Raw genomic sequence first — 26,437 nt, forward strand, 5'->3', positions numbered from 1 at the left:
TTTTCGTTGCGCGGGCAGCGGAGCCGGGTATTCTGGCCGGGGAGCGACCATGGCCAAGCTGTTCAGTAAATCCGTTACCCCACCCGATGCGGTTTCCGACGCGGTCTGGGCCGATGTTCTTTCGGCGGTGGACCGCACCTATGCCGAACTGGTCGAGTACCAGGAAAGGCTTGAACGGAAGAACGCGGAAATGGAAACCATGCGGGGTTTTCTGGCCTCGGTTCTGACTTCGGTTTCCGACATCCTGATCGTGGTCTCGCGCAGCGGAAATGTGGAAGAAGTTTCCACCTCCGTCACCACCCATACCGGCCGCAAAGGGGCCTTTGGCAACCACGTCGCGGAATTTTTTGTCCCGGCGGACCACGCGGCCCTCGCGCAGGCGCTGCACCAGGTGACCACCCGCCGCGCCCCCGTGATGATCGAAGCCAGCCTTGACACGCCCGGAGGCCCCGGCCCGCTGGAACTGTCGGTCAGCCCCCGCTTCGATGACAGGGGCCGCGTCGCGGGCCATGTCCTGACCGGCCGCCCGGTGGGGGAGTTGCGGCAGGCCTATGCAGAGCTTGCCGCCGGCCATGACGAATTGAAAGCCGCGCAGGCGCACCTCGTGCGCAATGAAAAGCTGGCCTCGCTGGGGCGGCTTCTGGCGGGTGTGGCCCATGAGTTGAACAACCCCATCAGTTTCGTCTATGCGAATGCCCACGCGCTGGGGCGTTACGCGGACAAGTTCGAAACCTATTTCAGCCGTGTCCAGGCGGGCGCAAGCCGGGAGGATCTTATCGCCCTGCGGGAGGATTTGCAGCTGGACCGCGCCCTTCGCAACCTGCGCGAAGCCATTGGCGGAGCCCGTGATGGGGCCGAGCGGGTGCGCGACATCGTCGAGGACCTGCGTCGGCTGTCCTCGGAGGGCAGCGGCGAGGAAGTCGCCTTCGATCTTGTCGAAACCGCGACCGTGGCGACGCAATGGGTGATGCGCGGCTCCGAAAGCACCGTACAGGCGGTTTTCGAGGGGCTGGCGGAACTCCGCGTCAGGGGGCGCCCCGGCCATATTCAGCAAGTGGTCATGAACCTCATCCAGAACGCACTGGATGCGATGGAAGACGGAGGGCGCATCACTTTGACCGCCGGCATGGACGGTCCGCGTGGCGTGCTGACCGTGGCCGATGACGGCCCCGGCGTGCCCGCAGCCGTGCGCGAGACGATTTTCGATCCGTTTTTCACCACCAAGCCCGTGGGCCAAGGCACCGGGCTGGGGCTGGCGATCAGCCACAAGATCGCGCAGGAGCATGGCGGCGATCTGCGACTCTGCCCCGGCGAGGGGGGCGCGTGCTTCCGGCTGGACCTGCCGCTGGCCGGGAATGGCCAATGAATATCCTCTGGCTTCAGGCCGCGGGCTGCGGTGGGTGCACGATGTCGCTGCTTTGCGCGGAAGCGCCCGGTATTCTCGACCTTCTCGCGGGGGCCGGGCTGCGGTTCTTGTGGCACCCGGCGCTCAGCGCCGAAACCGGGGCGCAGGCCCGCACCCTGCTGGACTCCGTCGAACGGGGAGACATTCCGCTGGACATTCTCTGCGTGGAGGGTGCCATCGCGCGCGGCCCGCGCGGCAGCGGGCGATACCAGATGCTGTCGGGCACCGGGCGATCGATGCTGGACTGGATCACCAACCTTGTGCCACGGGCCACCCATGTTGTCGCCGTAGGCAGTTGTGCCGCCTACGGCGGCGTAACCAGTGCCGGGGGCAACCCCTCGGACGCGGTGGGGCTGCAATACGAAGGCGGCCACAAAGGCGGCATTCTGCCCGCACGCTTCCAGGCGTCAGGCGGCCTGCCGGTCATCAATGTCGCGGGCTGCCCCACCCACCCCGACTGGGTCGGGGAAACGCTCCTGATGCTGGCGGCGGGGGAACTGGCGGCGGATGGGCTCGACCCGCTGGCACGCCCCAGATTCTACGCCGATCACCTCGTCCATCACGGCTGCCCGAAAAACGAGTTCTACGAATACAAGGCCAGTGCCCGCCAGCTGTGTGAACTGGGATGCATGATGGAGCATCTCGGCTGCATCGGCACACAGGCCGTAGGCGATTGCAACATCCGCCCCTGGAACGGCGGCGGCTCCTGCACAAAGGGGGGCTACCCCTGCATCGCCTGCACCGCACCGGAATTCGAGGAACCGGCCCACGCTTTCACCGAAACGCCCAAGGTGGGCGGCATTCCCGTCGGCCTGCCCAGCGACATGCCCAAGGCCTGGTTCATGGCGCTGGCCTCCCTGTCCAAGGCCGCCACCCCGGAACGGCTGGCCAAGAACGCCGTGGCCGACCGCATCACCATCCCCCCCAGTCTCCGAAAGCGGCCCCGATGAGCGGCACGCGCCTTGTCGTTGGCCCCTTCAACCGGGTGGAGGGCGATCTGGAGGTACACCTGACGCTGTCCGGGGGCCGGGTTGCACGGGCAGAGGTAAACGCCCCCCTCTATCGCGGATTCGAAAGGATGCTTCGGGGGCGCCCGCCCAGCGACGCCCTGACCCTGACGCCACGCATCTGCGGGATCTGCTCGATCAGCCAGTCGGCAGCCGCAGCGCAGGCGCTGGCCGCCGCGGGGGCACACCGTCCCGCACCACAGGGGGCACTGGTAACGGCCCTGATCCACGCGGTGGAGAACGCCGCCGATCACCTGACTCATTTCAATCTGTTCTTCATGCCCGATTTCGCCCGCCCCGCCTATGCCGCGCACCCGTGGCACGCCCGCGCGGTGGCGCGGTTCACGGCGATGGAGGGCGCCGCCCCGCGCGAAGTCCTCGAGGCGCGCGCGGCGCTGATGCATGTCCTGGGCCTGCTGGCGGGTAAGTGGCCACATACGCTGGCGATTCAGCCCGGTGGCGTCACCCGCAGCCCGAGTGCGCGCGACAAGGTGCGCATTCTCTCCAGCCTGCGCGCGTTCCGCCAATATCTGGAGCGCACCCTTTTCGGCGCCCCGCTGGAGGCATTCATTGCCCTGGATTCCCCCGCTGCGCTGCAAGGCTGGGACACCGGCGATGCCGGCCTGTTCATGGAGATCGCCGCCGATCTGGATCTTGACGCCCTGGGCCGCGGGGCCGGGCGCTACCTGTCCTTCGGAGCCTACGCCCTGACAGAAGGCCACGGCTTCGCGGCGGGACTGTGGAACGGGGCACCCGCGCCGCTGGAGCTGTCCGGCCTTGTCGAGGACACGGCCCATAGCTGGATGCTGGGTGGTCCGGCGCACCCTGCCTCCGGCCACACCGAGCCCGATGAGGATATGCGCGACGGGGCCTACAGCTGGTGCAAGGCCCCACGCCTGAACGGCCTGCCCTTTGAAACCGGCGCGCTGGCCCGGCAGGTGATCGACGGGCACCCCCTGGCGCGGGCCTTGGCGGGGGGTGGCGTTCTGGCCCGCGTTGCGGCACGGCTGCTGGAGCTGGCCCGAACACAGGTTCTGATGGAAGATCTCACCGCGCAAATCATGCCGAGCTCACGCTTCATGGCCCCCGCCCCGGATCTGCGGGACGGAGCAGGCGCAGGCCTGGTGGAGGCCGCGCGCGGCGCACTGGGGCATTGGGTGCGGGTGGAAGAGGGTCGCATCGCCTCTTACCAGATCATTGCGCCGACGACCTGGAACTTCAGCCCCCGCGACGGGGCCGGCACCCCCGGCCCGCTGGAAACCGCGCTGGAAGGCACCCCTGCGGACGAAGGGGCCACCCTTGCCGTTCAGCACATCGTGCGCTCCTTCGACCCCTGCATGGTCTGCACGGTGCACTGATGGAAGGGCGTGAAATCCGGGTAAGGGGGCAGGTACAGGGTGTGGGGTTCCGGCCTTTCGTCTGGCTTCTGGCCGAAGATCTCGGGATACGGGGCGAGGTTCTCAACGATACCGAAGGGGTCCTGATCCGCGCCATCGGGGGGGATCTGAACCGCTTTCAGGCGGCGCTCCGGGAAAACCCGCCGCCGTTGGCGCGGGTTGATTCGGTAGAAAGCTGGCCGATCCGTTTTAGCGCCCTGCCCCGCGATTTCACCATCGCCCCAAGCGAGGGGAAAGGAGCGGAAACCCGTGTAACGCCCGATGCCGCCACCTGTCCGGCCTGCCTGGAAGAAACCCGGACACAGGGGCGGCGGCAGGGCTATGCCTTCACCAACTGTACCCATTGCGGGCCACGCTTTTCGATCCTGACCGGGTTGCCTTACGACCGGGCGCAAACGACGATGGCCGGGTTCGACATGTGCCCGGCCTGCCGGGCGGAATACGCAAACCCCGCCGACCGGCGCTTTCACGCGCAGCCCATCGCCTGCCCTGCCTGCGGACCCCGCCTGTGGATGGAACCTGCGGCAAAGGACCCGATCGCCGCCGCCGCGCGTTTGCTGGCCGGGGGCAAGGTCTTGGCGATCAAGGGGTTGGGCGGGTTTCATCTGGCCTGCGACGCCCGCGACGCCACCGCCGTGGACCTGTTGCGCCGCCGCAAGCACCGCCCGGCCAAGCCCTTTGCCCTGATGGCAACAGAGGCGATTCTGCCCGGGTTTTGCGCACCGGATATGGCAGAGATCGCCCTGATGCGCGACCCCGCCGCGCCGGTGGTGCTGGTGCGCGCGACCGGCACACTGCCCGACACCGTGGCGCCGGGGATGACACGGCTGGGGGTGATGCTGCCCTACACGCCGCTGCATCATCTGCTGCTGGAAGCGTTCGGCGGTCCGCTCGTAATGACCTCGGGCAATCTCTCCGGGGAGCCGCAGGTCATCGCCAATGACGAAGCCCGCAAAAAGCTCGGCCCGTTCGTGGATTCCTTTCTGATGCATGACCGGCCCATTGCCCGCCGTCTCGATGACGGGGTGGAGTGCGCCAGCCCGCCAATGGTGCTGCGCCGGGCACGGGGGCGGGTGCCGGGTACGCTGCCGCTGCCCGAGGGGTTCGCCGACGCGCCACAGGTGCTGGCCCTCGGCGGGCAGATGAAAGGCGCGATCTGCCTGACGAAGAACGGCCAGGCCCTCCTGTCGCACCACCTTGGCACGCTCGACGATGCGCTTTGCTGGGAAGCCTTTCGGCAGGCGCAGGAGGATTACGCCGCCCTTTTCGATCATCGTCCGGAGATCGTCGCCTGCGACACCCATCCCGGCTATCGCACCACGGGTCTGGCGCCCTCACTGGGCCTGCCTGTAGAACATATACAGCACCACCACGCCCACCTTGCCGCCTGCCTGGCGGAGGCCCTCTGGCCGCTCGACGGCGGGCCCGTGGCCGGGATCATCCTGGATGGCACCGGCCTGGGAAGTGATGGCACCTTTTGGGGGGGGGAAGTTCTGCTGGGCGATTACCGAAGCGCGCGGCGGGTGGCGCATCTGGCCCCGGCGCCGCTGGCAGGGGGGGACATGGCCGCGCGGCAACCGTGGCGCAACCTCCTGGTGCGGCTGGATCAGGCGGGGCTTGGCGACCTGGCCGACAGGCTGCTGGCGGATTGCCCCCGCGACGCGCTGCGGGCCGCCACCAGGGCCGGGGTGAACGCGCCGCAAAGTTCCTCCGCCGGGCGGCTGTTCGATGCCTTCGCCGCCGGGCTGGGGCTTTGCCCCCTGGCCCAAACCTACGAGGGCGAAGCCGCGATGCGCCTGGAGGCGCTGGCCGAAGGTCATGACGCCCCGGCCTACCCGATGGGCAGAGCAGACGGCGTGATCGACCCCGCACCCCTGTTTGCCGCCTGGGCCGGGGAGCGCACCACCCGCCCGCCGGGCGAGATGGCGGCCCGGTTCCACGCCGGTCTGGCCGGGGCCTTTGCACAAGAGGCCCGGAGCCTGGTGGAACGCGGGCAGGCCCGCGCCGTTGCCCTGTCGGGGGGGTGCTTTCAGAACGCGCGGTTGCTGGCGGCCACCCTGAAAGCCCTTGAGGGGGTGCCGGTTCTGGTGCATCGGCAGGTCCCGTCCAATGACGGGGGGTTGGCCCTGGGGCAAGCTGTCGCAGCGGCAGCCCGCCATCTGGAAAATTCGGAAACTCCCTGACCGGACAGGCTGCCCGCCGGTAAGTCCGTTTCCGGATGCGGGTGCGGAAAAGCTCCGCAAATTCCGGCTTTTATATTGTTTTAAAAAGAAAAAACCTGCCGAGGGCCCAAAACGGCTTTTCTTTTGCCGTGCCCGGCGCCGCCTGATTGCATGGGGCCGGTAACACATTTGCAACGGGAGGCCCCCTTGCCGGAAATCGAAACCTTCTACGACGTCATGCGCCGCCAAGGAATCACCCGGCGCAGCTTCATGAAATACTGCTCGCTGACGGCGGCCGCACTTGGGCTCGGGCCCAGCTTCGTCCCCAGGATCGCCCACGCGATGGAAACAAAGCCGCGCACCCCGGTCATCTGGGTGCACGGGCTGGAATGCACCTGCTGTTCGGAAAGCTTCATCCGGTCGGCCCATCCGCTGGCCAAGGATGTCGTGCTGTCGATGATCAGCCTCGATTACGACGATACGCTGATGGCGGCGGCCGGGCATCAGGCCGAGGCGGCCCTTCAGGACACGATCGACCGATACAAGGGGAACTATATCCTCGCGGTGGAAGGGAACCCGCCGCTCAACGAGGATGGGATGTTCTGCATCGTCGGCGGCAAGCCTTTCGTGGAGCAGCTGCGCCATGCGGCCGAACACGCCAAGGCAATCATCAGCTGGGGCGCCTGCGCCTCGTATGGCTGTGTACAGGCCGCCGCGCCGAACCCCACGCGCGCGACTCCGGTGCACAAGGTCATCACCGACAAACCCATCATCAAGGTGCCCGGCTGCCCGCCGATCGCCGAGGTGATGACCGGCGTCATCACTTACATGCTGACCTTCGACCGCTTGCCGGAGCTGGATCGCCAGGGCCGCCCGGCGATGTTCTATTCCCAGCGGATTCACGACAAGTGCTATCGCCGCCCGCATTTCGATGCAGGTCAGTTCGTCGAGCAGTGGGACGACGAGTACGCCCGCAAAGGCTACTGTCTTTACAAGATGGGCTGCAAAGGTCCGACCACATACAATGCGTGTTCCACGATCCGCTGGAACGAGGGTGTCAGCTTCCCCATCCAGTCCGGCCATGGCTGCATCGGCTGCTCCGAGGACGGGTTCTGGGACCAGGGAGGTTTCTACGACCGGCTGACAAAGGTCAACGCGTTCGGAATCGAGGCCAACGCCGACAAGATCGGCGCGACTGCCGCAGGCGTCCTCGGGGCGGGGATCGCCCTGCACGTGGCTGCCAGCGCGCTCAAGAGTGCCCAGAAGAAAACCGAAGACAACAAGACAAAAGAGGAGGCCTGATAGATGGCGACCACTCCGAACGGCTTTGACCTCGACACCAGCGGTCAGCGTATCGTCGTCGACCCGGTCACCCGCATCGAAGGGCACATGCGGTGCGAAGTGAATGTCGACGAATCGGGTATCATTCGCAACGCTGTCTCCACCGGCACAATGTGGCGCGGTCTGGAGGTGATCCTCAAGGGCCGCGACCCGCGCGACGCCTGGGCCTTCACCGAAAGAATCTGCGGGGTCTGCACCGGCACACACGCCCTGACCAGCGTGCGCGCCGTCGAGGACGCGCTGGGGATTTCCATCCCCGACAACGCGAACTCGATCCGTAACATCATGCAGCTGAACCTTCAGGTTCACGACCACATCGTGCATTTCTACCATCTGCATGCACTGGATTGGGTCAACCCGGTCAATGCCCTGCGCGCCGACCCCAAGGCCACCAGTGAACTGCAACAGGCCGTCAGCCCCAACCATCCGCTCTCCAGCCCCGGTTATTTCCGGGACGTGCAGAACCGGTTGAAGAAATTCGTGGAATCCGGGCAACTGGGCCTGTTCAAGAACGGCTATTGGGATAACCCCGCCTATCTTCTGCCGCCCGAAGCCGACCTGATGGCAACCACGCATTACCTGGAGGCGCTGGATCTTCAGAAAGAGGTGGTCAAGATTCACACCATCTTCGGCGGCAAAAACCCTCACCCCAACTGGCTGGTTGGCGGCGTTCCCTGCCCGATCAACGTCCATTCCACGGGCGCGGTCGGGGCGATCAACATGGAACGGCTGAACATGGTCAGTTCCATCGTGGACCAGTGCATCGCCTTCGTGAACAATGTCTACATCCCCGATGTTGTCGCGATCGGCGGGTTCTACCGCAACTGGCTTTACGGGGGCGGACTGTCCGGTCAGGCGGTTCTGGCCTATGGCGACATCCCCGAACATCCCAACGATTTCTCCGCCGGGCAGCTTCACCTGCCGCGCGGAGCGATCGTCAACGGCAATCTCAACGAGGTCCACGACGTCGATGTCCGCGACCCGGAGCAGATTCAGGAATTCGTGGATCACTCCTGGTATACCTACGGTGAGCCGGGCAAGGGCCTGCACCCTTGGGACGGCGTCACCGAACCGAAATACGAGCTGGGACCGAACGCCAAGGGCACCAAAACCAACATCGAAGCCCTGGACGAGGCGGCGAAATACAGCTGGATCAAGGCGCCCCGCTGGAAAGGCCACGCGATGGAGGTCGGCCCGCTGGCGCGTTATATCGTTGGGTATGCCAAGGGCCACGAGGACATCAAGAACCAGGTCAACGGGCTTTTGCGTACCATGAACCTGCCGGTATCGGCGCTGTTTTCCACGCTGGGGCGCACCGCCGCCCGCGCGCTGGAGGCCGAATACTGCGCCCGCCTGCAAAAGCATTTCTTCGACAAGCTGGTAACCAATATCCGCAACGGCGACGAATCCACCGCCAATGTCGAGAAATGGGATCCAAAGACCTGGCCCAAGGAGGCCATGGGCGTCGGCATGACAGAGGCCCCCCGAGGCGCTTTGGGCCATTGGATCAAGATCAAGGACGGTCGGATCGAAAACTACCAGTGCGTGGTCCCCACGACCTGGAACGGCAGCCCGCGGGATACTGCCGGCAACATTGGGGCCTTCGAGGCGTCCTTGATGAACACGAAGATGGAACGCCCCGAAGAACCCGTCGAAATCCTGCGCACGCTGCACAGCTTCGATCCCTGTCTTGCCTGCTCGACCCATGTCATGGCACCCGACGGACAGGAACTTTCGACCGTCAAGGTGCGCTGAGGGAGGAAACAATGAAGAAACTTGCACTCACAGCTGCTTTCACCGCCCTAGCGGGGCCGGCACTGGCCCATACCGGGCACGGGGCCGGGGGGGCCGTTTCCGGGCTTTTGCATCCGCTGGGCGGCGCAGATCACCTGTTGGCCATGCTGGCTGTCGGGTTGTGGTCGGGCTTCGTACTGGCGCACCGGGTCTGGCGCGGGGCCGCGGTGTTCATGGCGGCGATGGCGCTGGGCGCCCTTGCCGCATGGAGCGGCCTGACCCTGCCGGGTCTCGAGGCCGGGATCCTTGGCTCGGTGGTTCTGTTCGGGCTGCTGACGCTGGCCGCCCGCCCTGGCCAGGGGCGCGCCGTCACGGCGGCATCTCTGGCGGCGATCGGCGGGTTTGCCCTGTTCCACGGGCAGGCCCACGCCCTGGAGGCCACGGGAAGCGCCCTGCCCTACCTTGCGGGGGTTCTGGCCGCAACCGGAGCCCTGCATCTTGCCGGCATCGGCCTTGCCCGGACGATTTCCGGGCGGCTGGCCGTGCAGCAGGCGCTTGGCGTTGGCATCGCGCTTTCGGGCGTGGCGCTGGCCATGACCTGAGGGCACCGCCATGAGCCAGAGAACCAAACCCCATCATACGCTCGAAGATTACCTTCCGATGGAAGCTTCGCGCCTGACCGGAGACGCCACGGCGAAGGATCTGGAAAGCATCCGCCTGCGCACGGCGGTCTATGTCTACGAAGTGCCGGTGCGCATCTGGCATTGGGTCAACGCCGCGGCAATCCTGGTCCTGGCGATCACGGGCTATCTTATCGGCTCGCCCCCGCCGACGATGGAGATCGGCGAGGCCACCAACCAGTTCGTGTTCGGCTATATCCGCTTTGCGCATTTCACTGCGGGCATGATCCTGACGATCGGGTTCTTCGCGCGCATCTACTGGGCCTTCGCGGGCAATTCGCACGCCCGGCAGATGTTTTATGTCCCGGTCTGGAACCCGCGCTGGTGGAAAGAGCTTCTCTACGAGGTCCGGTGGTATTTCTTCCTCGAAAAGGAACCGAAGAAGTTCGTCGGCCACAATCCGCTGGCCCATCTTGCGATGTTCTGCTTCATCACGCTGGGAATGACCTTCATGATCATCACCGGCTTTGCCCTCTATGCAGAGGGCGCCGGCCAGGGCAGCTTCTTCGACGGCGCCTTCGGCTGGGTGCTGGGGCTTGTCGGCAATTCCCAAAGGCTGCATACGCTGCACCACCTGGGAATGTGGGCGATCCTCATCTTCGTGATCATCCACGTCTATGCCGCGATCCGCGAAGACATCATGTCCCGTCAGTCGATGCTGACGACGATCGTGTCCGGCTGGCGCAGCTTCAGGGACAACCGTCCGAATTGAGGCTGCCGGGGCGCGGGCCGACCTCCCAGGCCCGCGCCATATGCAATATAAGTTTGCATTTTTTAATAAAAGTGGAATCTTACTTTTCAATAAAGCAGCACTCCAATACCGCATGTTCTGATTTTTAAATTTAAAATCAATCGTATGCAAAATGTCGCACCCCAATACAAATTCTGGCTTCTGAAACCGGGTGTAAGATTTACTGTCGGTTTTCAAGAAGGGCGCAAGCCCTACTGCCACAGCAGGGAGGCAAGATGGCATACGTACCCCCCCGCCGCGTGCTGATTCTGGGCATCGGCAATGTCCTGTGGGCCGACGAAGGCTTTGGCCCGCGCTGCATCGAAACCCTGGCGGCACGCTACGCCTTCCCCGACCATGTAAAGCTGCTCGACGGCGGGACGCAGGGTCTCTATCTGCTGCCCTTCCTCGAAGACGCGGATGACCTTCTCATCTTCGACGCCGTGGATTACGGCCTTGAGCCCGGCACGGTGAAAACCCTCCGGGACGACGATGTCCCCGCATTTCTCGGCGCGAAAAAGATGAGCCTGCACCAGACGGGTTTTCAGGATGTCCTGGCCACGGCGGACCTGAAGGGCTGCCGGCCCGAGCGCATTACCCTGATCGGCTGCCAGCCGGCGGAACTGGAAGATTACGGCGGCGGCCTGCGCCCCGTCGTTTCGGAACGGATCGGCACGGTAATCGATCTTGCCATCGCCGAACTGGCCGCGTGGGGCGTGGATGCTCAGGCCGGGCAAAGCAACGGCGCGGATCTGGCGGACCCCTCGATCCGTCGTGACGCATACGAAGCCGGACGCCCTTCGGCCCGGACGGCTTGCCGCATCGGCGATGACCGGTTCTTTCCGGGGGCGGACTGATGTGTATCGGCCTGCCTCTTCGGATCGACGCCATCGACGGCATCGCCGGAACCGCGCGGGAGGACGACCGGACCGTTCTGGTCGACCTGTCGCTGACCCCGGACGCCCGCCCCGGCGACTGGGTGCTGACCTTTCTGGGCGCCGCGCGCGAGGTCATCTCCGCCGAGACCGCGCAAAAGATATCGGCCGCCCTGGCAGGCTTGCGCGCCGCGATGCAGGGCGGCGACCCCGGAGATGCCTTCGCGGATATTGACGCCCGTGCGCCTGCGCTTCCCCCCCATCTTCAGGCCGCGCTGGACGCGGGCAAAGCCCAAGGATAACCGCCATGCACCCCCTGATCGCGCGACTGGAAAGCGACTTGAACTGGCCCCGCCTGCACACGCTGGAAGAGGCCGAGCATTTTACCGCGCAGCCGGGCTATCACTGCCTGTTCATCCCCGGAAACCCGCACCGCAACCTGGAAACCGCCGACGCGGCGGTGATCCTGCCGGAACTGCGGCAGGCGTTTCAGAATGTTTTCGACTGCGCCATCGTGGACGACACCATAGAAGCGGCCCTGCGAGAAACCCACCGGGCGCTGAAAACGCCGGGGTTTTTGTTCTTCCGGTCCGGCACCTATCTGGGCGCAATCGAAAAGATCCGGGACTGGGACGACTATCTGGCCCGCATTCCCCATATTCTGTCGCTCGCAGATGCGTAAAAGGAGCCGCCCATGACCTCGGATTTCAGAAATCCACCCAGGGGGTTCGGCCCCGGATCGCAACCGGTCCCGGAAGGCGAAGGGCTGGAATATATGCCATTGCCTTCGGATATGTGGACCTATTCCCCCCACCTGCCGGAAGTCGAGAACCCGGAGGCGGTCGTCCCGGCACTGGACGTGCTCCGCCACATTGCCCAGGCCTGCACGGCCTGTGCCCGGGACGGCACAGGCGCGCGGTTCGATCTTTCCGGCCTGCCCCCCGCCGCACGCCGGCTGATCGCCGATACGCTTGGGCAGGGAGAAGTGGCAATGAAGATCCGCTCCGTACCGGCACTGGCGGTGCAGGAAAGCGTGTTCGCCGGCGTGTGGCAGCTTCTGGGCGAAGGTGTCGACGCGGTCGAGATCGGTGCCGTGCCCGAAACGGCCCGGTCCGGCGCCTTCCGGCCCATCCGCGCCGCGCAGGGGGCCAGCACCCCACCAGGGGAAGGCGTCATCAACGCCCCCTCGCTTCTGGCCGAATTGCATGACAAGGCCCTGAACTACCGCCCCGGCTCGCAAACCTACGTGGTGAATCTGTCGCTGCTGCCCCATACCGAGGCAGACCTAGCCTGGCTTGACGCGGCGCTGGGAGAAGGCGGCGTCACGATCCTGTCGCGCGGGTATGGCAATTGCCGCATCACCGCCACCGCCACCGCCCCGGTCTGGCGGGTACAGTTTTTCAACTCGATGGACACGCTGATCCTCGACACCTTCGAGGTCGCCGACATACCCGAGGTCGCCCTTGCCGCGGCGGAAGATCTCTCTGACAGCGCCGCCCGGATCCACGAAGTTCTGGAGGCCATCCGATGAACGGTCGTTTCGAAGGCAGCTATTTGGGGGCGAGCGATCGCATCAGCCCCGCCGCCGTCATGGAATGCAAGATCTGCTGGACCCCTTACGACCCCGCAGAGGGTGACGAGATGCGTCAGGTTTTGCCCGGGACGCCCTTTGTCACCTTGCCCGGCGACTGGAAATGCCCCACCTGCGACGCGCCGAAAGAGCAGTTCATGGTCCGCGAGGACCCCGGTGCCGTCCCCGACCCTCTGGCCGCCTGGATCGCCGACCGCAAGGACGCGCTGGAGGCCGACTTTCGCGAGGTCTGGAACGCGAAGATGCGCGATGTGCCCCTGGTGAACAAGGCGCTGCGGGTCCAGGCCGTGGGCTTTACCGCCCATGAGGGCCGACCGCTGGGAGTTCTGGTGGCGCCGTGGTTCATGAACCTCGTGCTTCTGCCTGCCCCCGGCGAGGACTGGTCCGCCCTGACGCCCGGCGCGAAGGAGATAATCGCGTTTCCCTCCGGCGACTACGAGTTTCTCCACAACAGGCGTGAGATGACAGGCGGTTACAAGGCTTGTTCGCTGTTTTCGCCGATGTCGGATTTCGCCACCCAGATGCAGGCGGTCGAGGTCGCGCAGGCGGTGATGGTCGCCCTGTTCGACCCGGAAAACCGTGCCGAAACAGACCGTGCCGCCGAAATTCGTGCCGCCCGCGAAGCCGAAACCATCCCCCCGGCCGACGATCCCGCGCCCACGCGCCGCAAGGTGATCACCGCCGGCCTCGCGGACGAGAGCGAATGAGCGGCGAGCTTCATATCTCTCTGGACGTGCATGCGGGCCGCATCGCGCCGCGACTCATAGCGCCGGAGGACCTGCCGATCGGCCGTTTGCTGCAAGGCCGCAGTTCGGTCGAGGCCGCCCATACTCTGCCGCACATCTTCAGCCTCTGCCCCAACGCCCAGCGCCTCGCCGCCCAGATGACGCTATCCCTGCCCCCGGAGACCAGAACACGACCGGCGCTCGCCCGCGAAATCCGGCGGGACCACCTGTTACGGCTGTTCGTGTTCTGGCCCGCGCAGCTTGGCCTGACGTCGCGGCCGCTGCCGGCGGATGTCCACCTGGGCACGGCTCTGGCCGGCCCGTCAGGCCGTCTGCCGACCCCTTCCGAATTCGATCTCTGGCTGGAGCGGGGGGCAGGCACCGCCCCCCTGTTTGCCCGGCTGGCCGAAACTTTCGCCCCCGGCCAGGCCGTCGCGAACCTGCCCCTGCCACGTGACCCCCTGCACGAAACCGCGGTGGAAAACTCCACCGCCGCGCGTCAATGTCACGCCCCCCTGATGAAAATGGCAGAGGCCCGCTATGGCCGGGGGCCCCTGTGGCGCGCCCTGGCGCGGCTGGTGGAGCTTTTCGCCTGCCTCAACGGCAGCCTGCCCGCGCAACCCCGTCTAAGCAACGGCATCGCCGTGGTTCCCGCCGCACGGGGGGCTTATGCGATGTCGGCGCGCGTGGAAAACGGGCGGGTGGTCGCCTTTGCCCGCCGCACCCCCACCAACCATCTGCTGGCGCCCGGCGGCGCCCTGGAACAGGCCCTGGCCAGCCTGCCGGCGCACAAGGCCCAGTTCGCACGGCTGGTCGTGGACATCATGGACCCATGTGTGCCGGTCAGGCTTCAGGATCAGGAGGCCGGCAATGCATGAAATGTCCCTTTGCGAAGGCATCCGCGGAATCGTAGAGGATCAGGCCCGTGCCCACGGGTTTGCCACGGTGAAAACCCTGCGGGTGGAGATCGGCCGTTTCGCCGGGGTGGAAAAGGAGGCACTGGCCTTCGCCTTCGACGTCGTCATGCGCGGCTGCCCCGCCGAGGGCGCAGCCCTTGAAATGATCGACCTGCCCGGTCGTGCCCTCTGTTACGATTGCGCGGAGGAGGTTGAAATCGAAAACCGGCTGGACCCCTGCCCGCGCTGCCACGGCGGCAAGCTGATGCCTGTGGGAGGGGATGAAATGCGGATCAAGGACATGGAGGTAATCTGATGTGCACGGTATGCGGGTGCGGCGGACATGTCCACGGACATGGCCACAGCCACGATCATCACCACGGCCCCGACGGGGATCTTCACTTCGGGCAGGGCAGGGCGGGCACCCATGTCGCAGGTGTCTCGCAGGCCCGGCTGATCGAGATAGAAACGGACATTCTGGCCAAGAACGACGCCTATGCCAGCGGCAACCGGCGGGTGCTGCGGGCGCTGGGGGCATATGCGGTGAATCTCGTATCCTCGCCCGGATCGGGCAAGACCTCCCTGCTGTGCCGCACCATCGCCGCCCTGGGGCAAACCCCGCTGGCGGTGATCGAGGGGGACCAGCAAACCACCAACGATGCCGACCGCATCCGCGAAACCGGGGCCCGGGCGATCCAGATCAACACCGGAAAGGGCTGCCACCTCGATGCGCACATGGTGGGCCACGCGATGGATCACCTCGACCTGCCGCACGGTGCGCTGCTGTTCATCGAAAACGTCGGGAATCTCGTCTGCCCCGCCGGATTCGACCTTGGCGAAGACGCGAAAGTGGCGATCCTCTCGGTGACCGAGGGCGAGGACAAGCCCCTGAAATACCCCGACATGTTCACCGCGGCGAAGCTTGCGGTTCTAAACAAGGTCGATCTGGCCCCCCATTGCGACGCTGATCTTGACGCCTATGAAGCCAACCTGCGCCGCGTGAATCCGGAGATCGAAGTGCTGCGCCTTTCCGCCCGCACCGGCGCCGGTATGGAAAACTGGCTGGCGTGGCTGCATGCGCGGCTGGGCGAAAAATCCCGCGGAGCGGCCTGATGGCCACCAGCCCGCGCCCTGCGATCCTGCTTGTCGATGACGAGCCGCATTCGCTTTCCGCGATGCGGATGGCGCTGGAGGACGAATTCGATGTCCTCACCGCCAACGGGGCCCGCGAGGCCGAGAAGCTTCTCAGCGAAGAGTGGGTGCAGGCCGTCATCTGCGACCAGCGAATGCCCGAGATGACAGGGGTGGAGTTTCTCACCCGCGTGCGCGAACGCTGGCCGGAAACAGTACGCCTGATCGTCACCGGCTACACCGATGCCTCCGCGATGGTTTCAGCCATCAACGATGCAGGAATCCACCAGTTCCTGACCAAGCCGTGGCACCCCGACCAGCTTCTGGTTGCGGCCCGCAACGCGGCGCAGCTTTTCACGCTCAGCCGCGAGAATGAGCGCCTGACGCTGGAGATGCGGTTTCTCAACTCCACCACCGAATCGCGCCTGGAAAAGCGCCGCAAGGCCTTGCGCGAAGGTATGGGCTTCGAAACCATCCTGCGCACCCCGCACTCCCCCCTGTCCGGGGTGGTGGACGCCGCCCGCCGGTTTGCCAGCTTCGACCTGCCCGTCCTGCTGACGGGGGAACCGGGCACCGGCAAGGCCCAACTGGCGCGGGCGATGCATTATGGCTCACTCCGCTCGGACAAACCGTTTTACGAACTCAACCTCGCCGGCATGCCCGCCGATCTGCTAGAGATCGAACTTCTGGGGGCCAAGCGCGGGGTCCTGTCCGGGGGCGTCGCGCGGATCGGGCTTTTGCAGAAGGCCGACCGGGGGACGCTCTATCTCGGGGCCATAGAAACCGCGGCCCCCGCACTGCAACTTGCGCTGCTGCGGGTTCTGACCGAGGGCACCTTCACCCCTGTCGGCGGGCAGGAAAGTGTCGGCACCAACATGCGCCTGATCTGCGGGTCGGGGACCTGCCTGCGCACCCGCGTGGCCGATGGCCTCTTCCGGGGCGATCTTTACTTTGCCCTGTGCGCCGGAGAGATCGCCGTGCCGCCGCTGCGAGCGCGCCGGGGGGATGTGGCGCTTCTGGCCCAGACCCTGCTGGCCGACATTTCCGCCCAGCACGGCAAGCCCGTGCACGGGCTGGACGAACCGGCGCTTGAATTTCTGGAAAACTACGATTGGCCCGGCAACATGCGCGAACTGAAGAACGAGATCACCCGGATGCTTGTCTTCGCGCAGGAACCCGTCCTGGGGGCGGATCTGATCTCCCGCCACATCCTTCAGGCCCCGCCCGGCGAGGACGGGGCGGATCGCTCCGCCGATTCCGCCCTGACGGCGGAGGGCACCCTGAAAGACCGGGTCGAGTTGATGGAAATGCGTATCCTGCGCGAAACCCTTACCCGCCATCGGTGGAACAAGAGCCGCGCCGCCGCCGAACTGGGCCTGTCCCGCGTCGGGCTGCGCGCGAAGCTGGACCGCTACGGCATTGCCGCGCCCGTCACCGATAACGAGAACGAGGAGGACTGACGCCATGTGTCTTGGGATTCCCGGCCAGATCGTGGCCATAACCGATGTCGACCGCATGATGGCGATGGCCGAGGTTTCCGGCGTCCGCCGCGAGATCAATATTGCCTGCGTGCTGGACGGACCGGCCGAATTGCTGGTGGGCAAGTGGGCGTTGATCCATGTGGGCTTCGCCATGTCGCTGATCGATGAGGAAGAAGCCGCCGAAACCCTGCGCGCCCTGCAAGAGCTCGGCGAAGCGCAGGAAGCACTGGAAGCCATGGCCGAGGGCCAGAAAGCGCTGGAAGAGGGCAAGCCATGAAATTCGCATCGGAATTCCGCAACCCGAAAGCCGCCCAGGCGGTACTGGCCCGCATCTCGGAGGTGGCGGACGCCATCGGTGCAACCGCGGAAAACCCCGTGAGCATCATGGAAATCTGCGGAGGTCACACCCACGCGATTTTCCGCTACGGGCTGGACAAGCTGGTGCATGAAGGGGTCGAGTTTATTCATGGCCCCGGTTGTCCGGTCTGCGTGCTGCCAATGGCACGGGTGGACGAATGTGTCGAAATCGCCGAGCGCGAAGGCGTCATATTCACAACGTTCGGCGATGCGATGCGGGTTCCGGGAACCCTGAAATCGCTGATGCAGGCCAAGGCCGGAGGCGCCGATATCCGCATGGTGTATTCGCCGCTCGACGCGCTGGAACTGGCGCGACGCAACCCGGAACGCGAGGTCGTGTTCTTCGGGCTGGGGTTCGAGACGACGACGCCCTCCACCGCGTTGTCCATCCAGCAGGCCGCGCGCGAAGGGCTGAAGAACTTCAGCGTCTTCTGCAACCACATCACCGTGCCTGAACCCATCCGTGCCCTGTTGCAGGATCCGCACATGATGCTGGACGGTTTCATCGGCCCCGGCCATGTCAGCATGGTGATCGGCACCCACCCCTACGATTTCATCGCGCAGGAGTACTCCAGACCCATCGTGGTGGCCGGCTTCGAACCGCTGGACCTGCTGCAATCGGTTCTGATGGTGCTGGAACAGATCCGCGACGGGCGCGCGCAGGTGGAAAACCAGTATGCCCGCGTGGTTCCCGCGCAGGGCAATCCGGTTTCCCTGGCCGCAATTGCCGACGTCTACGAACGCCGCCCCTCTTTCGAATGGCGCGGCCTGGGGGAAATCGACGCCTCGGGCCTGCGCATCCGCGCGAAATATGCCGCCTTCGACGCGGAGGAAAAATTCTCCGTGGGCTACGCCGCGGGCCCGCGCCATGTGCCCGAGCCGGAGGGCTGTTCCTGCGGGGCGGTCATGACCGGCCGTATCAAGCCCACCGCCTGCGCACAATTCGGGCGCGGGTGCACGCCGGACACACCTTTGGGCGCGCTGATGGTCAGTTCCGAAGGGGCTTGCGCGGCCTACTGGCAATATCGCGGTGCCCGAGGGGCGGAGGCTGCCGAATGAACGCCCCCACCCTCAGCCGACTGCGCGATACGCGCGTGACGCTTTCCCATGGGGGGGGCGGACGCGCGATGCGCGACCTGATCGACGATGTCTTCGCAACCGTCTTCCGCCCGCCGGGAATGGAGGATCAGGCCCGCCTTTATGACAGCGCCCTGACCGAACCCGGCGCGCGCCTTGCCTTCACCACGGACAGTTTCGTCGTGACACCGCTGGAGTTTCCGGGCGGCGATATCGGCAAGCTGGCGGTCTGCGGAACGGTAAACGACCTGGCTGTGGGCGGGGCACGGCCGCTATGGCTGTCCGCCGCCTTCATCATCGAGGAGGGGACGGAGATCGCGCTGCTGCGCCGGGTGGCCGCCACCATGGCCGCCGAAGCGCAAAAGGCCGGCATCCAGATCGTCACCGGCGACACCAAGGTCGTCGGGCGGGGGGCGGCGGACGGACTTTTCGTGACGACCTCTGGCGTGGGCGTGATCGCGCCGGACCGCGACATGGCCGCCCATCACATCCGTCCCGGCGACGTCGCTATCGTGAACGGCGTTCTGGGCGACCACGGTGCCACAATCCTCGCGGCGCGGGGGGATCTTGCGCTTTCATCGGATATCGCATCCGACTGCCAGAGCCTTGGCCACCTGATGCAGGACGTGCTGGCCGCCGCCCCCGCCACCCGCGCCGCACGGGATGCGACGCGGGGCGGCCTTGCCTCGGCACTGAACGAAATGGCCGAGGCCGCACAGGTCGGAATCGAAATCGACGAAGACGCCTTGCCCCTGCGCACAGAGGTCAAGGGTATGTGTGAAATCCTCGGCCTGGATCCGCTCTACCTGGCCAACGAGGGCACGCTGGTGCTGTTTGTCCCTTCCGATCAGGCCGGGGCGGCGCTTGCGGCGATGCGCGCCCGACCCGAAGGCGCGGGGGCCGTCGCGATAGGGCATGCAGTAGCGGGTGCGGCACAGGTGCGGATGCGCACCGCCTTCGGCGGAAGCCGTATCGTTGACATGCTGGTCGGCGAACAGTTGCCCCGGATCTGCTAGCGGGGCAGTTCGAAAAAGACTTCCATGCCGTCCTCCCGCCCCGGCGCGGGGGAGGCGATACGCAATCGCCCGCCGGAACCGTCGGCGATGGCCTGCACGATGGACAGGCCCAGCCCGCTGCCTTCGGCCCGCGTCGCACCGCGCTGAAACCGGCGCATAAGCCGGGCAATGGTTCCCTCGTCAAGAACCGGGCCACCATTGGAAACCGCCAGGACCCCCTGTGCGCTGAGCTCCACGCGAACGGGCCCCTGCCCGTGACGCAGGGCATTTTCGACAAGGTTGCGCAGCAATACCGAAAGCGCGTCGGGATCGATATCGGACATCACCGGGGTTTCCGCCAGGGCGTGGTCCAGGCGCGGATCGCTGAAGTCGCGCAAACTGATCCGCACCACTTCCCGCACGTCAAAGGGGGCTTCGGTCCGCAGGCGCCCCCCCTCCGCGCGGGCCAGTTGCATCAACTTTTCCGAAAGGCGGACAAGCCGCTGCAATGCCTGTTCGACCTCGGCGGTACGGCGGCGGGCAGACCCTTCGGTCTGGGCATAGAGGCGTTGAACCTGCGCCAGCGCCGCCGCCAGCGGTGTGCGCAATTCATGCGCCGCGTTGGCGGTAAAGCTTCGCTCTGCCTCCAGCGCGTCGCGCACCCGGTCCAGAAAGCGGTTTTGCGCCTGCGCCAGGGGCAGCAGTTCTGCCGGCAGGCCGGTTTCGTCCATCGGCGACAAGTCTCCCGCTCCGCGGGTTTCCAGCGCGAGGCGGAACCGGCGTACCGGCCGCAGGCTCAGCCGGACGACGCCCCAGATCGCAAGGAGGGTCAGCGGGATCACCGCCACCAGAGGCCAGCCAAGCGCCACAAGGGTTTCGCGCGCAACCTCCTGCCGGTGACGCAGCGGCTCCGCCACGGTGATCGTGAACCCACCTCCCAGCGCCGCATCGGAATAGAGCCGGTGGGTCGCGGTCCGGTGAAACCCCATCGTCGAGAACGGTGGGAAATCGGCCGGGTCGGCCGCGTGGGACGCAATCAGTACATTCCCCCCTGCGTCACGCACAAGATAGGTGAAATACTCTCCGTGTCTGCGCAATGTGGTGACCCGGCGGACGGCCCTGTCGCCCTCGGTCTGCTCATTGTCGAGAAGTTCCATCACCGCCAGCGGCAGCACCCGCTGGGCGGTTTCTTCGAGGGCGGAATCGAAGACTTCCCCGATCTCGTGGCTGAGCACCGCATAGCTGACCGCCGCCGCCGCCAGCCAGGACAAAAGGATCGCCAGCCCCGTGGCTACCCCCAGACGCGCCTGAAGGGATCTCATGCCGCCGTCAGCCGGTAACCCAGCCCCCGTACCGTTTCGATCGTGTCACGGCCAAGCTTCTTGCGCAGACGGCTGACATGGGCCTCGATCACATTGCTTTCGATCTCGGTCTCGAAGGAATAAAGATGTTCGGTCAGCTGGTCCTTGGAAAAGACCTGGCCGGGATGCTGGAGAAACGCCTCCAGCAGCGTCCATTCGCGTGCGGTCAGGGGGATCGGCCGGCCCGCACGGGTCAGGCTGCGCGCGGCGAGGTCGATTTCCAGGTCGCGCAGGTGCACGATCGGGTTCGGACTGCCGGAGTAACGGCGCGCGACGGAACCGATCCGGGCCGTGAGTTCCGAAAGATCGAAGGGTTTGACGATATAGTCGTCGGCACCGGCATTCAGACCCTCGATGCGCTCCGCGACCTGGTCAAGGGCGGTCAGGATGATCACCGGGGTCGAATCGCCCTCTTGCCTGAGGCGGCGCAGAAACGGCTGGCCGCGCCCGTCGGGCAGCATCAGGTCCAGCAGGATCAGATCATACCGGACAACAAGAAGGTGGTCCCGCGCATCGTCAAGACGCTGCGCCCAGTCTACCGAATGGCCGTCGGCCATGACATGCTCACGCACCGCTGCCCCCAGGGGCACATCGTCTTCGATCAGTAGTATCCGCATCGCCCTCTCCGTTCCTGCGCTTCAGTCCTGACGCCCCAGTCTTACGGAAAGCTGACGGACTTTTTCAAAATCCGTCAGGATGGCTTCAGGCGACTCTCCGACAACACGGCTGTCACATTCGAAACAGGAGACGAAAAGATGACCAAATCGCTGATGCTTGTCACCTTGGTTCTGGGGTTGAGCACGGGGGCCGCCCTGGCCGGTGACGATTGCCACGTGCCGATGGCCAACTGGCAAGCCCCGCAGGCGGTGCAGCAGGTGGCCCAGCAAAAAGGCTGGACCGTGCGGAAACTGGACATCGACGATGGCTGCTACGAGATCAAGGGGCACGACAGCCAGGGCCGGGGAATCGAGGTCAAGCTGGACCCCGCGACGCTGGAAATGGTCGAGTTCGAATTTGAACGCAAGTATGACCGTGCCAACACCGCGCCCGCCGCGCCCGGTGCGAATATCCCGGCCCCGAATGTTCCGATGAACCAGAACGGGGGACAACAATGATCAAGGTCTGGGATCCGTTTCTGCGAGCGTTTCACTGGGCCCTGGTCGCGGCTTTCGCCATCGTCTGGCTGGCGGCCGATGAGAACCAGGACCTGCACGAGGCCGCAGGTTACGCCGTTGCCTTCCTGATCTCGCTGCGCGTGATCTGGGGATTCATCGGTCCCCGCTACGCCCGCTTTGCGCAGTTCCTGCGCGGCCCCGAAACCGTCCGCACCTACCTGGGGGATATGGCCGCCGGGCGCGAGAGACGTTATCTGGGGCATAACCCCGCAGGGGCCGCAATGATCCTGGCGATGCTGATGGCGCTGGCGGGCACCGCGCTGACCGGCTGGCTGATGGAAAGTTCCGAACGTCAGGCCATGCTGCCCGAGATGCCCGCCCTGATCGCCCCGGTCTATGCCGACAGCGGGGAACACCACGCGGAGAGCACCCTGGAAGAGGTTCACGAAACGCTCGCGAACCTGCTGCTGCTGATGGCCGCGGTTCATGTGGGCGGCGTGATCTGGGCTTCGCGCAAGCACCATGAAAATCTCGCCGTGGCGATGATTACCGGCGAGAAACGCGCCCCCGGCGAGGGCGACATCGCCTGATCCGGTCTCTGCCTGCGCCCCTGCCTTTGGCGGGGGCGTTAACGCATCAGAACGATCGGGATCTTGCAGGTGCGGATCATCGCCGTCGTGGTGGACCCGATCACCAGCGTGCGGATGCGCGAATGGCCGTAAGCCCCCATGACCAGAAGATCTATCCCTTCCGTCTCGACCAGATCGCCCAGCGCCGTTTCCGGGTATCCCGACAACAGGCGTGTATCCGCATCGTGACCGCCTGCGGCAAGCGTTGCCTTCGCATCGGACAGGCCCCGGCTGAGAACGGCATCGCCCCCTCCGGCCAAGGCGACAATGACCTCCAGCCCCTCGAACAGCGGGTTTCGGGCGACGTAATCCACCGCCTTCAAGCTGGACAATCCCCCGTCATACGCGATCAGAACCTTGCGGATCGGCCGAAACGCGCGGTTCGCCACGAAGACCGGCTTGTGACAGGCCCGGACGATGCGTTCAAAATTGGAGCCAAGGTGCAGCTTCTCGAAATCCGCCGCCTCGCCGCGTTTGCCGATAACGATCATGTCGGCGGCCTCTTCCTTGCGGGAGACGGTTTCGACGATATCGTCGTTGCGCAGCCGGGTAACGACGTCTTCGACACCCTCGGCCTCCAGAAGGCCACGGGCATCTTCAAGGATCGCGCGCCCATGGGCTTGCGCCAGCTTCGCGTGCCGGGCGTCCAGCTCGCTCAACTGCTCCAGCAGGCGTGTGCGTGCCCCCAGCCGGATTGCGCCGCTCAGGTCCCCCTGACCGGGCGCGCGGCGCGGATCCAGTACATGGTACAGCTTGACTTGCGCCCCTGTGCGCCGGGCGATCCACGCCGCATGACGGCACACGCTTTCCGAGTAGGCCGATCCATCGACCAGGGCCATCAGTGTTCCGGTCATTGCGTGCTCCCTAATGATCGGTCAGCGCATCCATGGCGCCGGGCTTGTCATGGATCGCCAGTTTGTCGACGATGGTTTCGGAGGCGGCGTTCATTCCGACGATCTTCACGCTTGCCCCTTCCCTGCGGAACTTGAGCACAGCCATGTCCAGCGCGGCAACGGACGAAACGTCCCAGATATGGGCCCGGCTGACATCGAGCGTCACACGCTCCAGCGCCTCCTTGAAATCGAACGCTTTCATGAAGGCCTCACTCGACGCGAAGAAAAGCTGCCCCTCGACCACGTAGGTACGCTCCCGCCCGTCGGGGGAGATATGCGATGTCACCCGGAAAAGCTGCGCGATCTTCGCCGCGAAAAAGATACCCGAAAGCAGCACCCCGACCAGGACCCCGATGGCAAGGTTGTGGGTATACACCACGAAAAAAACCGTGGAGAGCATCACGATGGAGGAGGAGCGCGGGTGTTCGCGCAGGTGCCGGATCGACGACCAGGAGAACGTCCCGATCGACACCATGATCATGATCGCGACCAGCGCGGGCATAGGAATCCGGCCGACGACATCCCCCAGCACGACGATCAGGAACAGCAACATCGCCCCGGCCGTGAAGCTGGACAGCCGCCCGCGCCCGCCTGATTTGACGTTGATGATGGACTGCCCGATCATCGCACAGCCCGCCATGCCGCCGATGAAGCCGGTGCAGGTGTTGGCGATGCCCTGGCCGATGCATTCCTGGTTGCGATCGCTGGGCGTATCGGTGAGATCGTCGACGATGGTCTGGGTCATCAGGCTTTCCAGCAACCCCACCGCCGCCACGCCGATGGAATAAGGCAGGATGATCTGCAAGGTTTCCAGGGTCATCGGAATGTCGGGCACCAGAAATACCGGCAGGGTATCGGGCAACGCGCCCATATCCCCCACGGTGCGCACATCCAGCCCGAAATACATGGTGACCGCCGTCAGCACGATGATCGTGACCAGCGGCGCGGGCACCGCCGTGGTCAGCAGCGGGAAAAGATAGATGATCCCCAGCCCGGCGGCCACCATCGCGTAGGTCAGCCAGCCGACATCCACCAGTTCGGGAAGCTGGGCCATGAAAATGAGAATTGCCAGCGCGTTCACGAACCCCGTGATGACAGAACGCGAAACGAACTGCATCAGGTGCCCCAGTCTCAGCATCCCGGCGCCGATCTGGATCAGCCCGGCCAGCACGGTCGCCGCCAGAAGGTATTGCAGCCCGTGATCCTTGACCAGCGTGACCATCAATACCGCGGTCGCAGCCGTCGCGGCAGAGATCATGCCCGGTCGCCCGCCGGCGATCGCCACGATCACCGCAATCGAGAACGAGGCATACAGCCCCACCTTCGGGTCCACGCCGGCGATGATGGAAAAGGCGATGGCCTCCGGAATCAGCGCCAGCGCCACGACAAGTCCGGCCAGAATGTCGCCACGCGGGTTGATCAGCCACTGCTGCCTGTAAGCGGAAAGGGAAAACATGAAGACGTCCGGGTTGGGCCGGGCGACCCCGGCAAGGGTTGGAAACGGGTGATGCGGGGGGATGCGGGGGATGCGGCAACGCCGACGGGGACGTCTACAACACTCCGGACACGAGGACAACCGCACAGATCTATTCATGACTGTTTTTGTCAGATTGACAATTCCGACTTTTTAAGTAAATTTTTTTGCCAGCCGCCCTGTTTGCCAGCCGCCCTGATCGTTCCGCAGGCAAGCCCGAAATCGAAAAAAAGGACTTCACCGATGAATTGCGAAACGCCCTCCCCCCCGCAAAGCTTCCCCGCCGACTCGCCATTTGCCGTGCGCCCGCCGCATCACGACGCCCGCGACCTGACGCGGGGCGGGAGCCAGACGTTCATCGAACTTGACGGCCAGGTCTACACCCTGCGCATCACCCGCGCGGGCAAGCTGATCCTGACGAAATGAGCGCCCCAGCCCGCATTGCCGGTGCGGCCGCGCTGGCCCCGCCTGAAACCTTCCTGCACGTTGCCCTGCAGCGGTTCGGGTCCGGGCCGGCAGGACAGGCCCGGCTGCGGGCGGAACTTCGGCTCCTGTGTGGGAATGAGGCGTCAACGGTGCTGATGGGGGCCCTGCGCCGGGTCTTTGACCTGCTGCCGCCCGACAGCCCGCCAGATATCGCGACACTGACGCGGTTCATTCTCTTGTGCGCGCACGGCGCGCGCGAAGAGGCACTGCTGGACGGGCTGCACCTCGTCCGGCCGGACCGGTTGCTCCCCGCTCACGACGCCGCGCAGCAACTGGGCCTGAAAATGCTGCGGGCGATGCAACCGCCCGGTCCCAGGCCCTGAAACGCTCAGGGTGCGCGGCGCATCAGCCCCAACACGACCAGGACCACACCGTTGGTCAGCAGTTCCACCGCCAGGAGGATGCCGAGGATGCTTTCCGCCGATTGCGGGAAATTGCCCAGGATCATCATCCCGAGCACCGCCGAAACCGCCCCGCCCAGGAGCATCGGCCAGAACAGGCGCGACCTGCGCAGGTAAAACGACATCACCACGCGCAAAAAGCCCAGCGACAGGAACAGGATCGCCACAACGAGGGTGAGCGAAAGAACCCCCGCCAACGGGTTCAGCAGCATCGACACCCCCAAAAGCACACCCAGAAGCCCCGCCAGCAATACCCAAAAGCGCGGCTTCCAACCCTTGTCCTCGAAGGCGGCAATGATTTGCAGCACCCCCAGCGCAAGGAAGGCAAACCCGGCCAGCGTTTCAGCCGTCAGCGTGGCGACCATGGGATTGACCAGCGCCAGAGCCCCTGCCGCAAGTGAAAGCAGACCGAGAAGAACCCAGAAAATTCGCAGACCCATTACTATTCTCTCCATCAAACCATTCCACGCCAGCTTAGCCGAACCGGAAAACGA

At 65.3% G+C, this 26,437-nt stretch carries 29 protein-coding genes; 24 read left to right on the forward strand and 5 right to left on the reverse strand.

What is annotated here, in order from left to right:
• The first annotated feature begins 49 nt into the window (after positions 1-49).
• From C8N32_RS08315 to hypE, 20 genes are all read left to right on the forward strand, one after another.
• The gene (locus tag C8N32_RS08315; protein ID WP_107892381.1) at positions 50-1,366 is read left to right on the forward strand and encodes a PAS domain-containing sensor histidine kinase; all 1,317 of its coding nucleotides are present in this window, start codon (positions 50-52) and stop codon (positions 1,364-1,366) included.
• A complete protein-coding gene (locus C8N32_RS08320) occupies positions 1,363-2,355 on the forward strand; it encodes an NADH-quinone oxidoreductase subunit B family protein (protein ID WP_107892384.1) in 993 nt (330 codons plus the stop codon). The genes C8N32_RS08315 and C8N32_RS08320 overlap by 4 nt, the downstream gene beginning before the upstream one ends.
• Positions 2,352-3,770 (forward strand): nickel-dependent hydrogenase large subunit, encoded by a 1,419-nt coding sequence (locus C8N32_RS08325; protein WP_107892386.1) that lies wholly within the window; start codon positions 2,352-2,354, stop codon positions 3,768-3,770. Before C8N32_RS08320 ends, C8N32_RS08325 begins: the two co-directional genes overlap by 4 nt.
• Entirely contained in the window at positions 3,770-5,992 is a 2,223-nt protein-coding gene (hypF, locus tag C8N32_RS08330; protein WP_107892388.1) for a carbamoyltransferase HypF, read from the forward strand. The genes C8N32_RS08325 and hypF overlap by 1 nt, the downstream gene beginning before the upstream one ends.
• Positions 5,993-6,178: 186 nt before the next feature.
• Entirely contained in the window at positions 6,179-7,273 is a 1,095-nt protein-coding gene (locus C8N32_RS08335) for a hydrogenase small subunit (RefSeq protein WP_107892390.1), read from the forward strand.
• A gap of 3 nt (positions 7,274-7,276) precedes the next feature.
• Entirely contained in the window at positions 7,277-9,067 is a 1,791-nt protein-coding gene (locus tag C8N32_RS08340; RefSeq protein ID WP_107892392.1) for a nickel-dependent hydrogenase large subunit, read from the forward strand.
• An 11-nt stretch (positions 9,068-9,078) separates the two neighbouring features.
• Positions 9,079-9,648 carry a HupE/UreJ family protein gene (locus C8N32_RS08345; RefSeq protein WP_107892394.1) on the forward strand — a complete coding sequence of 190 codons (570 nt, stop codon included), beginning with the start codon at positions 9,079-9,081 and terminating at the stop codon, positions 9,646-9,648.
• Positions 9,649-9,658: 10 nt separating this feature from the next.
• Positions 9,659-10,438, forward strand: coding sequence for a Ni/Fe-hydrogenase, b-type cytochrome subunit (cybH, locus tag C8N32_RS08350; RefSeq protein WP_107892396.1), 780 nt, complete (start codon positions 9,659-9,661; stop codon positions 10,436-10,438).
• A gap of 254 nt (positions 10,439-10,692) precedes the next feature.
• The gene (locus C8N32_RS08355) at positions 10,693-11,313 is read left to right on the forward strand and encodes a HyaD/HybD family hydrogenase maturation endopeptidase (protein ID WP_107892399.1); all 621 of its coding nucleotides are present in this window, start codon (positions 10,693-10,695) and stop codon (positions 11,311-11,313) included.
• Positions 11,313-11,633 carry a HypC/HybG/HupF family hydrogenase formation chaperone gene (locus C8N32_RS08360; RefSeq protein ID WP_107892401.1) on the forward strand — a complete coding sequence of 107 codons (321 nt, stop codon included), beginning with the start codon at positions 11,313-11,315 and terminating at the stop codon, positions 11,631-11,633. The genes C8N32_RS08355 and C8N32_RS08360 overlap by 1 nt, the downstream gene beginning before the upstream one ends.
• Before the next feature lie 5 nt (positions 11,634-11,638).
• A complete protein-coding gene (locus C8N32_RS08365; RefSeq protein WP_107892403.1) occupies positions 11,639-12,013 on the forward strand; it encodes a thioredoxin domain-containing protein in 375 nt (124 codons plus the stop codon).
• 12 nt (positions 12,014-12,025) lie between these two features.
• Complete coding sequence (locus C8N32_RS08370; protein WP_107892405.1) at positions 12,026-12,862, forward strand: hydrogenase expression/formation protein; 837 nt, start codon at positions 12,026-12,028, stop codon at positions 12,860-12,862.
• Positions 12,859-13,629 carry a [NiFe]-hydrogenase assembly chaperone HybE gene (locus C8N32_RS08375; protein ID WP_107892407.1) on the forward strand — a complete coding sequence of 257 codons (771 nt, stop codon included), beginning with the start codon at positions 12,859-12,861 and terminating at the stop codon, positions 13,627-13,629. The genes C8N32_RS08370 and C8N32_RS08375 overlap by 4 nt, the downstream gene beginning before the upstream one ends.
• Positions 13,626-14,525, forward strand: a complete 900-nt coding sequence (locus C8N32_RS08380) for a hypothetical protein (protein ID WP_107892409.1) — start codon at positions 13,626-13,628, stop codon at positions 14,523-14,525. Before C8N32_RS08375 ends, C8N32_RS08380 begins: the two co-directional genes overlap by 4 nt.
• On the forward strand, positions 14,518-14,859 hold the full coding sequence (gene hypA / locus C8N32_RS08385) for a hydrogenase maturation nickel metallochaperone HypA (RefSeq protein WP_107892411.1): 342 nt from the start codon (positions 14,518-14,520) through the stop codon (positions 14,857-14,859). Before C8N32_RS08380 ends, hypA begins: the two co-directional genes overlap by 8 nt.
• Positions 14,859-15,656 carry a hydrogenase nickel incorporation protein HypB gene (hypB, locus tag C8N32_RS08390; RefSeq protein ID WP_107892414.1) on the forward strand — a complete coding sequence of 266 codons (798 nt, stop codon included), beginning with the start codon at positions 14,859-14,861 and terminating at the stop codon, positions 15,654-15,656. Before hypA ends, hypB begins: the two co-directional genes overlap by 1 nt.
• A complete protein-coding gene (locus C8N32_RS08395; RefSeq protein WP_107892416.1) occupies positions 15,656-17,134 on the forward strand; it encodes a sigma-54-dependent transcriptional regulator in 1,479 nt (492 codons plus the stop codon). Before hypB ends, C8N32_RS08395 begins: the two co-directional genes overlap by 1 nt.
• Positions 17,135-17,138: 4 nt before the next feature.
• Positions 17,139-17,432, forward strand: coding sequence for a HypC/HybG/HupF family hydrogenase formation chaperone (locus C8N32_RS08400; RefSeq protein WP_107892418.1), 294 nt, complete (start codon positions 17,139-17,141; stop codon positions 17,430-17,432).
• Entirely contained in the window at positions 17,429-18,571 is a 1,143-nt protein-coding gene (gene hypD / locus C8N32_RS08405; RefSeq protein WP_107892420.1) for a hydrogenase formation protein HypD, read from the forward strand. Before C8N32_RS08400 ends, hypD begins: the two co-directional genes overlap by 4 nt.
• Positions 18,568-19,605, forward strand: a complete 1,038-nt coding sequence (gene hypE / locus C8N32_RS08410) for a hydrogenase expression/formation protein HypE (protein WP_107892422.1) — start codon at positions 18,568-18,570, stop codon at positions 19,603-19,605. Before hypD ends, hypE begins: the two co-directional genes overlap by 4 nt.
• On the opposite strand, the gene C8N32_RS08415 is transcribed toward hypE, so the two are convergent.
• The gene (locus C8N32_RS08415) at positions 19,602-20,906 is read right to left on the reverse strand and encodes a sensor histidine kinase (protein ID WP_107892424.1); all 1,305 of its coding nucleotides are present in this window, start codon (positions 20,904-20,906) and stop codon (positions 19,602-19,604) included. The genes hypE and C8N32_RS08415 overlap by 4 nt on opposite strands.
• Positions 20,903-21,562: a response regulator transcription factor gene (locus C8N32_RS08420; RefSeq protein ID WP_107892427.1), complete on the reverse strand. Its 660-nt coding sequence runs from the start codon at positions 21,560-21,562 to the stop codon at positions 20,903-20,905. Before C8N32_RS08420 ends, C8N32_RS08415 begins: the two co-directional genes overlap by 4 nt.
• 138 nt (positions 21,563-21,700) lie before the next feature.
• Here C8N32_RS08420 and C8N32_RS08425 point away from each other — a divergent pair, with 138 nt between their 5' ends.
• Together C8N32_RS08425 and C8N32_RS08430 are read left to right on the forward strand one after the other, a co-directional pair.
• Positions 21,701-22,060, forward strand: a complete 360-nt coding sequence (locus C8N32_RS08425; protein WP_107892429.1) for a PepSY domain-containing protein — start codon at positions 21,701-21,703, stop codon at positions 22,058-22,060.
• Entirely contained in the window at positions 22,057-22,650 is a 594-nt protein-coding gene (locus tag C8N32_RS08430; protein WP_107892431.1) for a cytochrome b/b6 domain-containing protein, read from the forward strand. Before C8N32_RS08425 ends, C8N32_RS08430 begins: the two co-directional genes overlap by 4 nt.
• Positions 22,651-22,688: 38 nt before the next feature.
• Here the strand turns inward: C8N32_RS08430 and C8N32_RS08435 are convergent, their stop codons facing one another.
• Positions 22,689-23,543, reverse strand: coding sequence for a universal stress protein (locus tag C8N32_RS08435; protein ID WP_107892433.1), 855 nt, complete (start codon positions 23,541-23,543; stop codon positions 22,689-22,691).
• A 10-nt stretch (positions 23,544-23,553) separates the two neighbouring features.
• Entirely contained in the window at positions 23,554-25,038 is a 1,485-nt protein-coding gene (locus C8N32_RS08440) for a SulP family inorganic anion transporter (RefSeq protein ID WP_107892435.1), read from the reverse strand.
• Between the two features lie 261 nt (positions 25,039-25,299).
• Between C8N32_RS08440 and C8N32_RS08445 the strand changes: the two genes are divergently transcribed.
• A complete protein-coding gene (locus C8N32_RS08445; RefSeq protein ID WP_107892437.1) occupies positions 25,300-25,482 on the forward strand; it encodes a hemin uptake protein HemP in 183 nt (60 codons plus the stop codon).
• Positions 25,479-25,865, forward strand: coding sequence for a hypothetical protein (locus C8N32_RS08450; protein WP_107892439.1), 387 nt, complete (start codon positions 25,479-25,481; stop codon positions 25,863-25,865). Before C8N32_RS08445 ends, C8N32_RS08450 begins: the two co-directional genes overlap by 4 nt.
• 5 nt (positions 25,866-25,870) lie before the next feature.
• On the opposite strand, the gene C8N32_RS08455 is transcribed toward C8N32_RS08450, so the two are convergent.
• Positions 25,871-26,383, reverse strand: coding sequence for an HdeD family acid-resistance protein (locus tag C8N32_RS08455; protein ID WP_201132415.1), 513 nt, complete (start codon positions 26,381-26,383; stop codon positions 25,871-25,873).
• Between the last annotated feature and the right edge of the window lie 54 nt (positions 26,384-26,437).

Source organism: Rhodovulum imhoffii (assembly GCF_003046545.1).
Taxonomy (GTDB): domain Bacteria; phylum Pseudomonadota; class Alphaproteobacteria; order Rhodobacterales; family Rhodobacteraceae; genus Rhodovulum; species Rhodovulum imhoffii.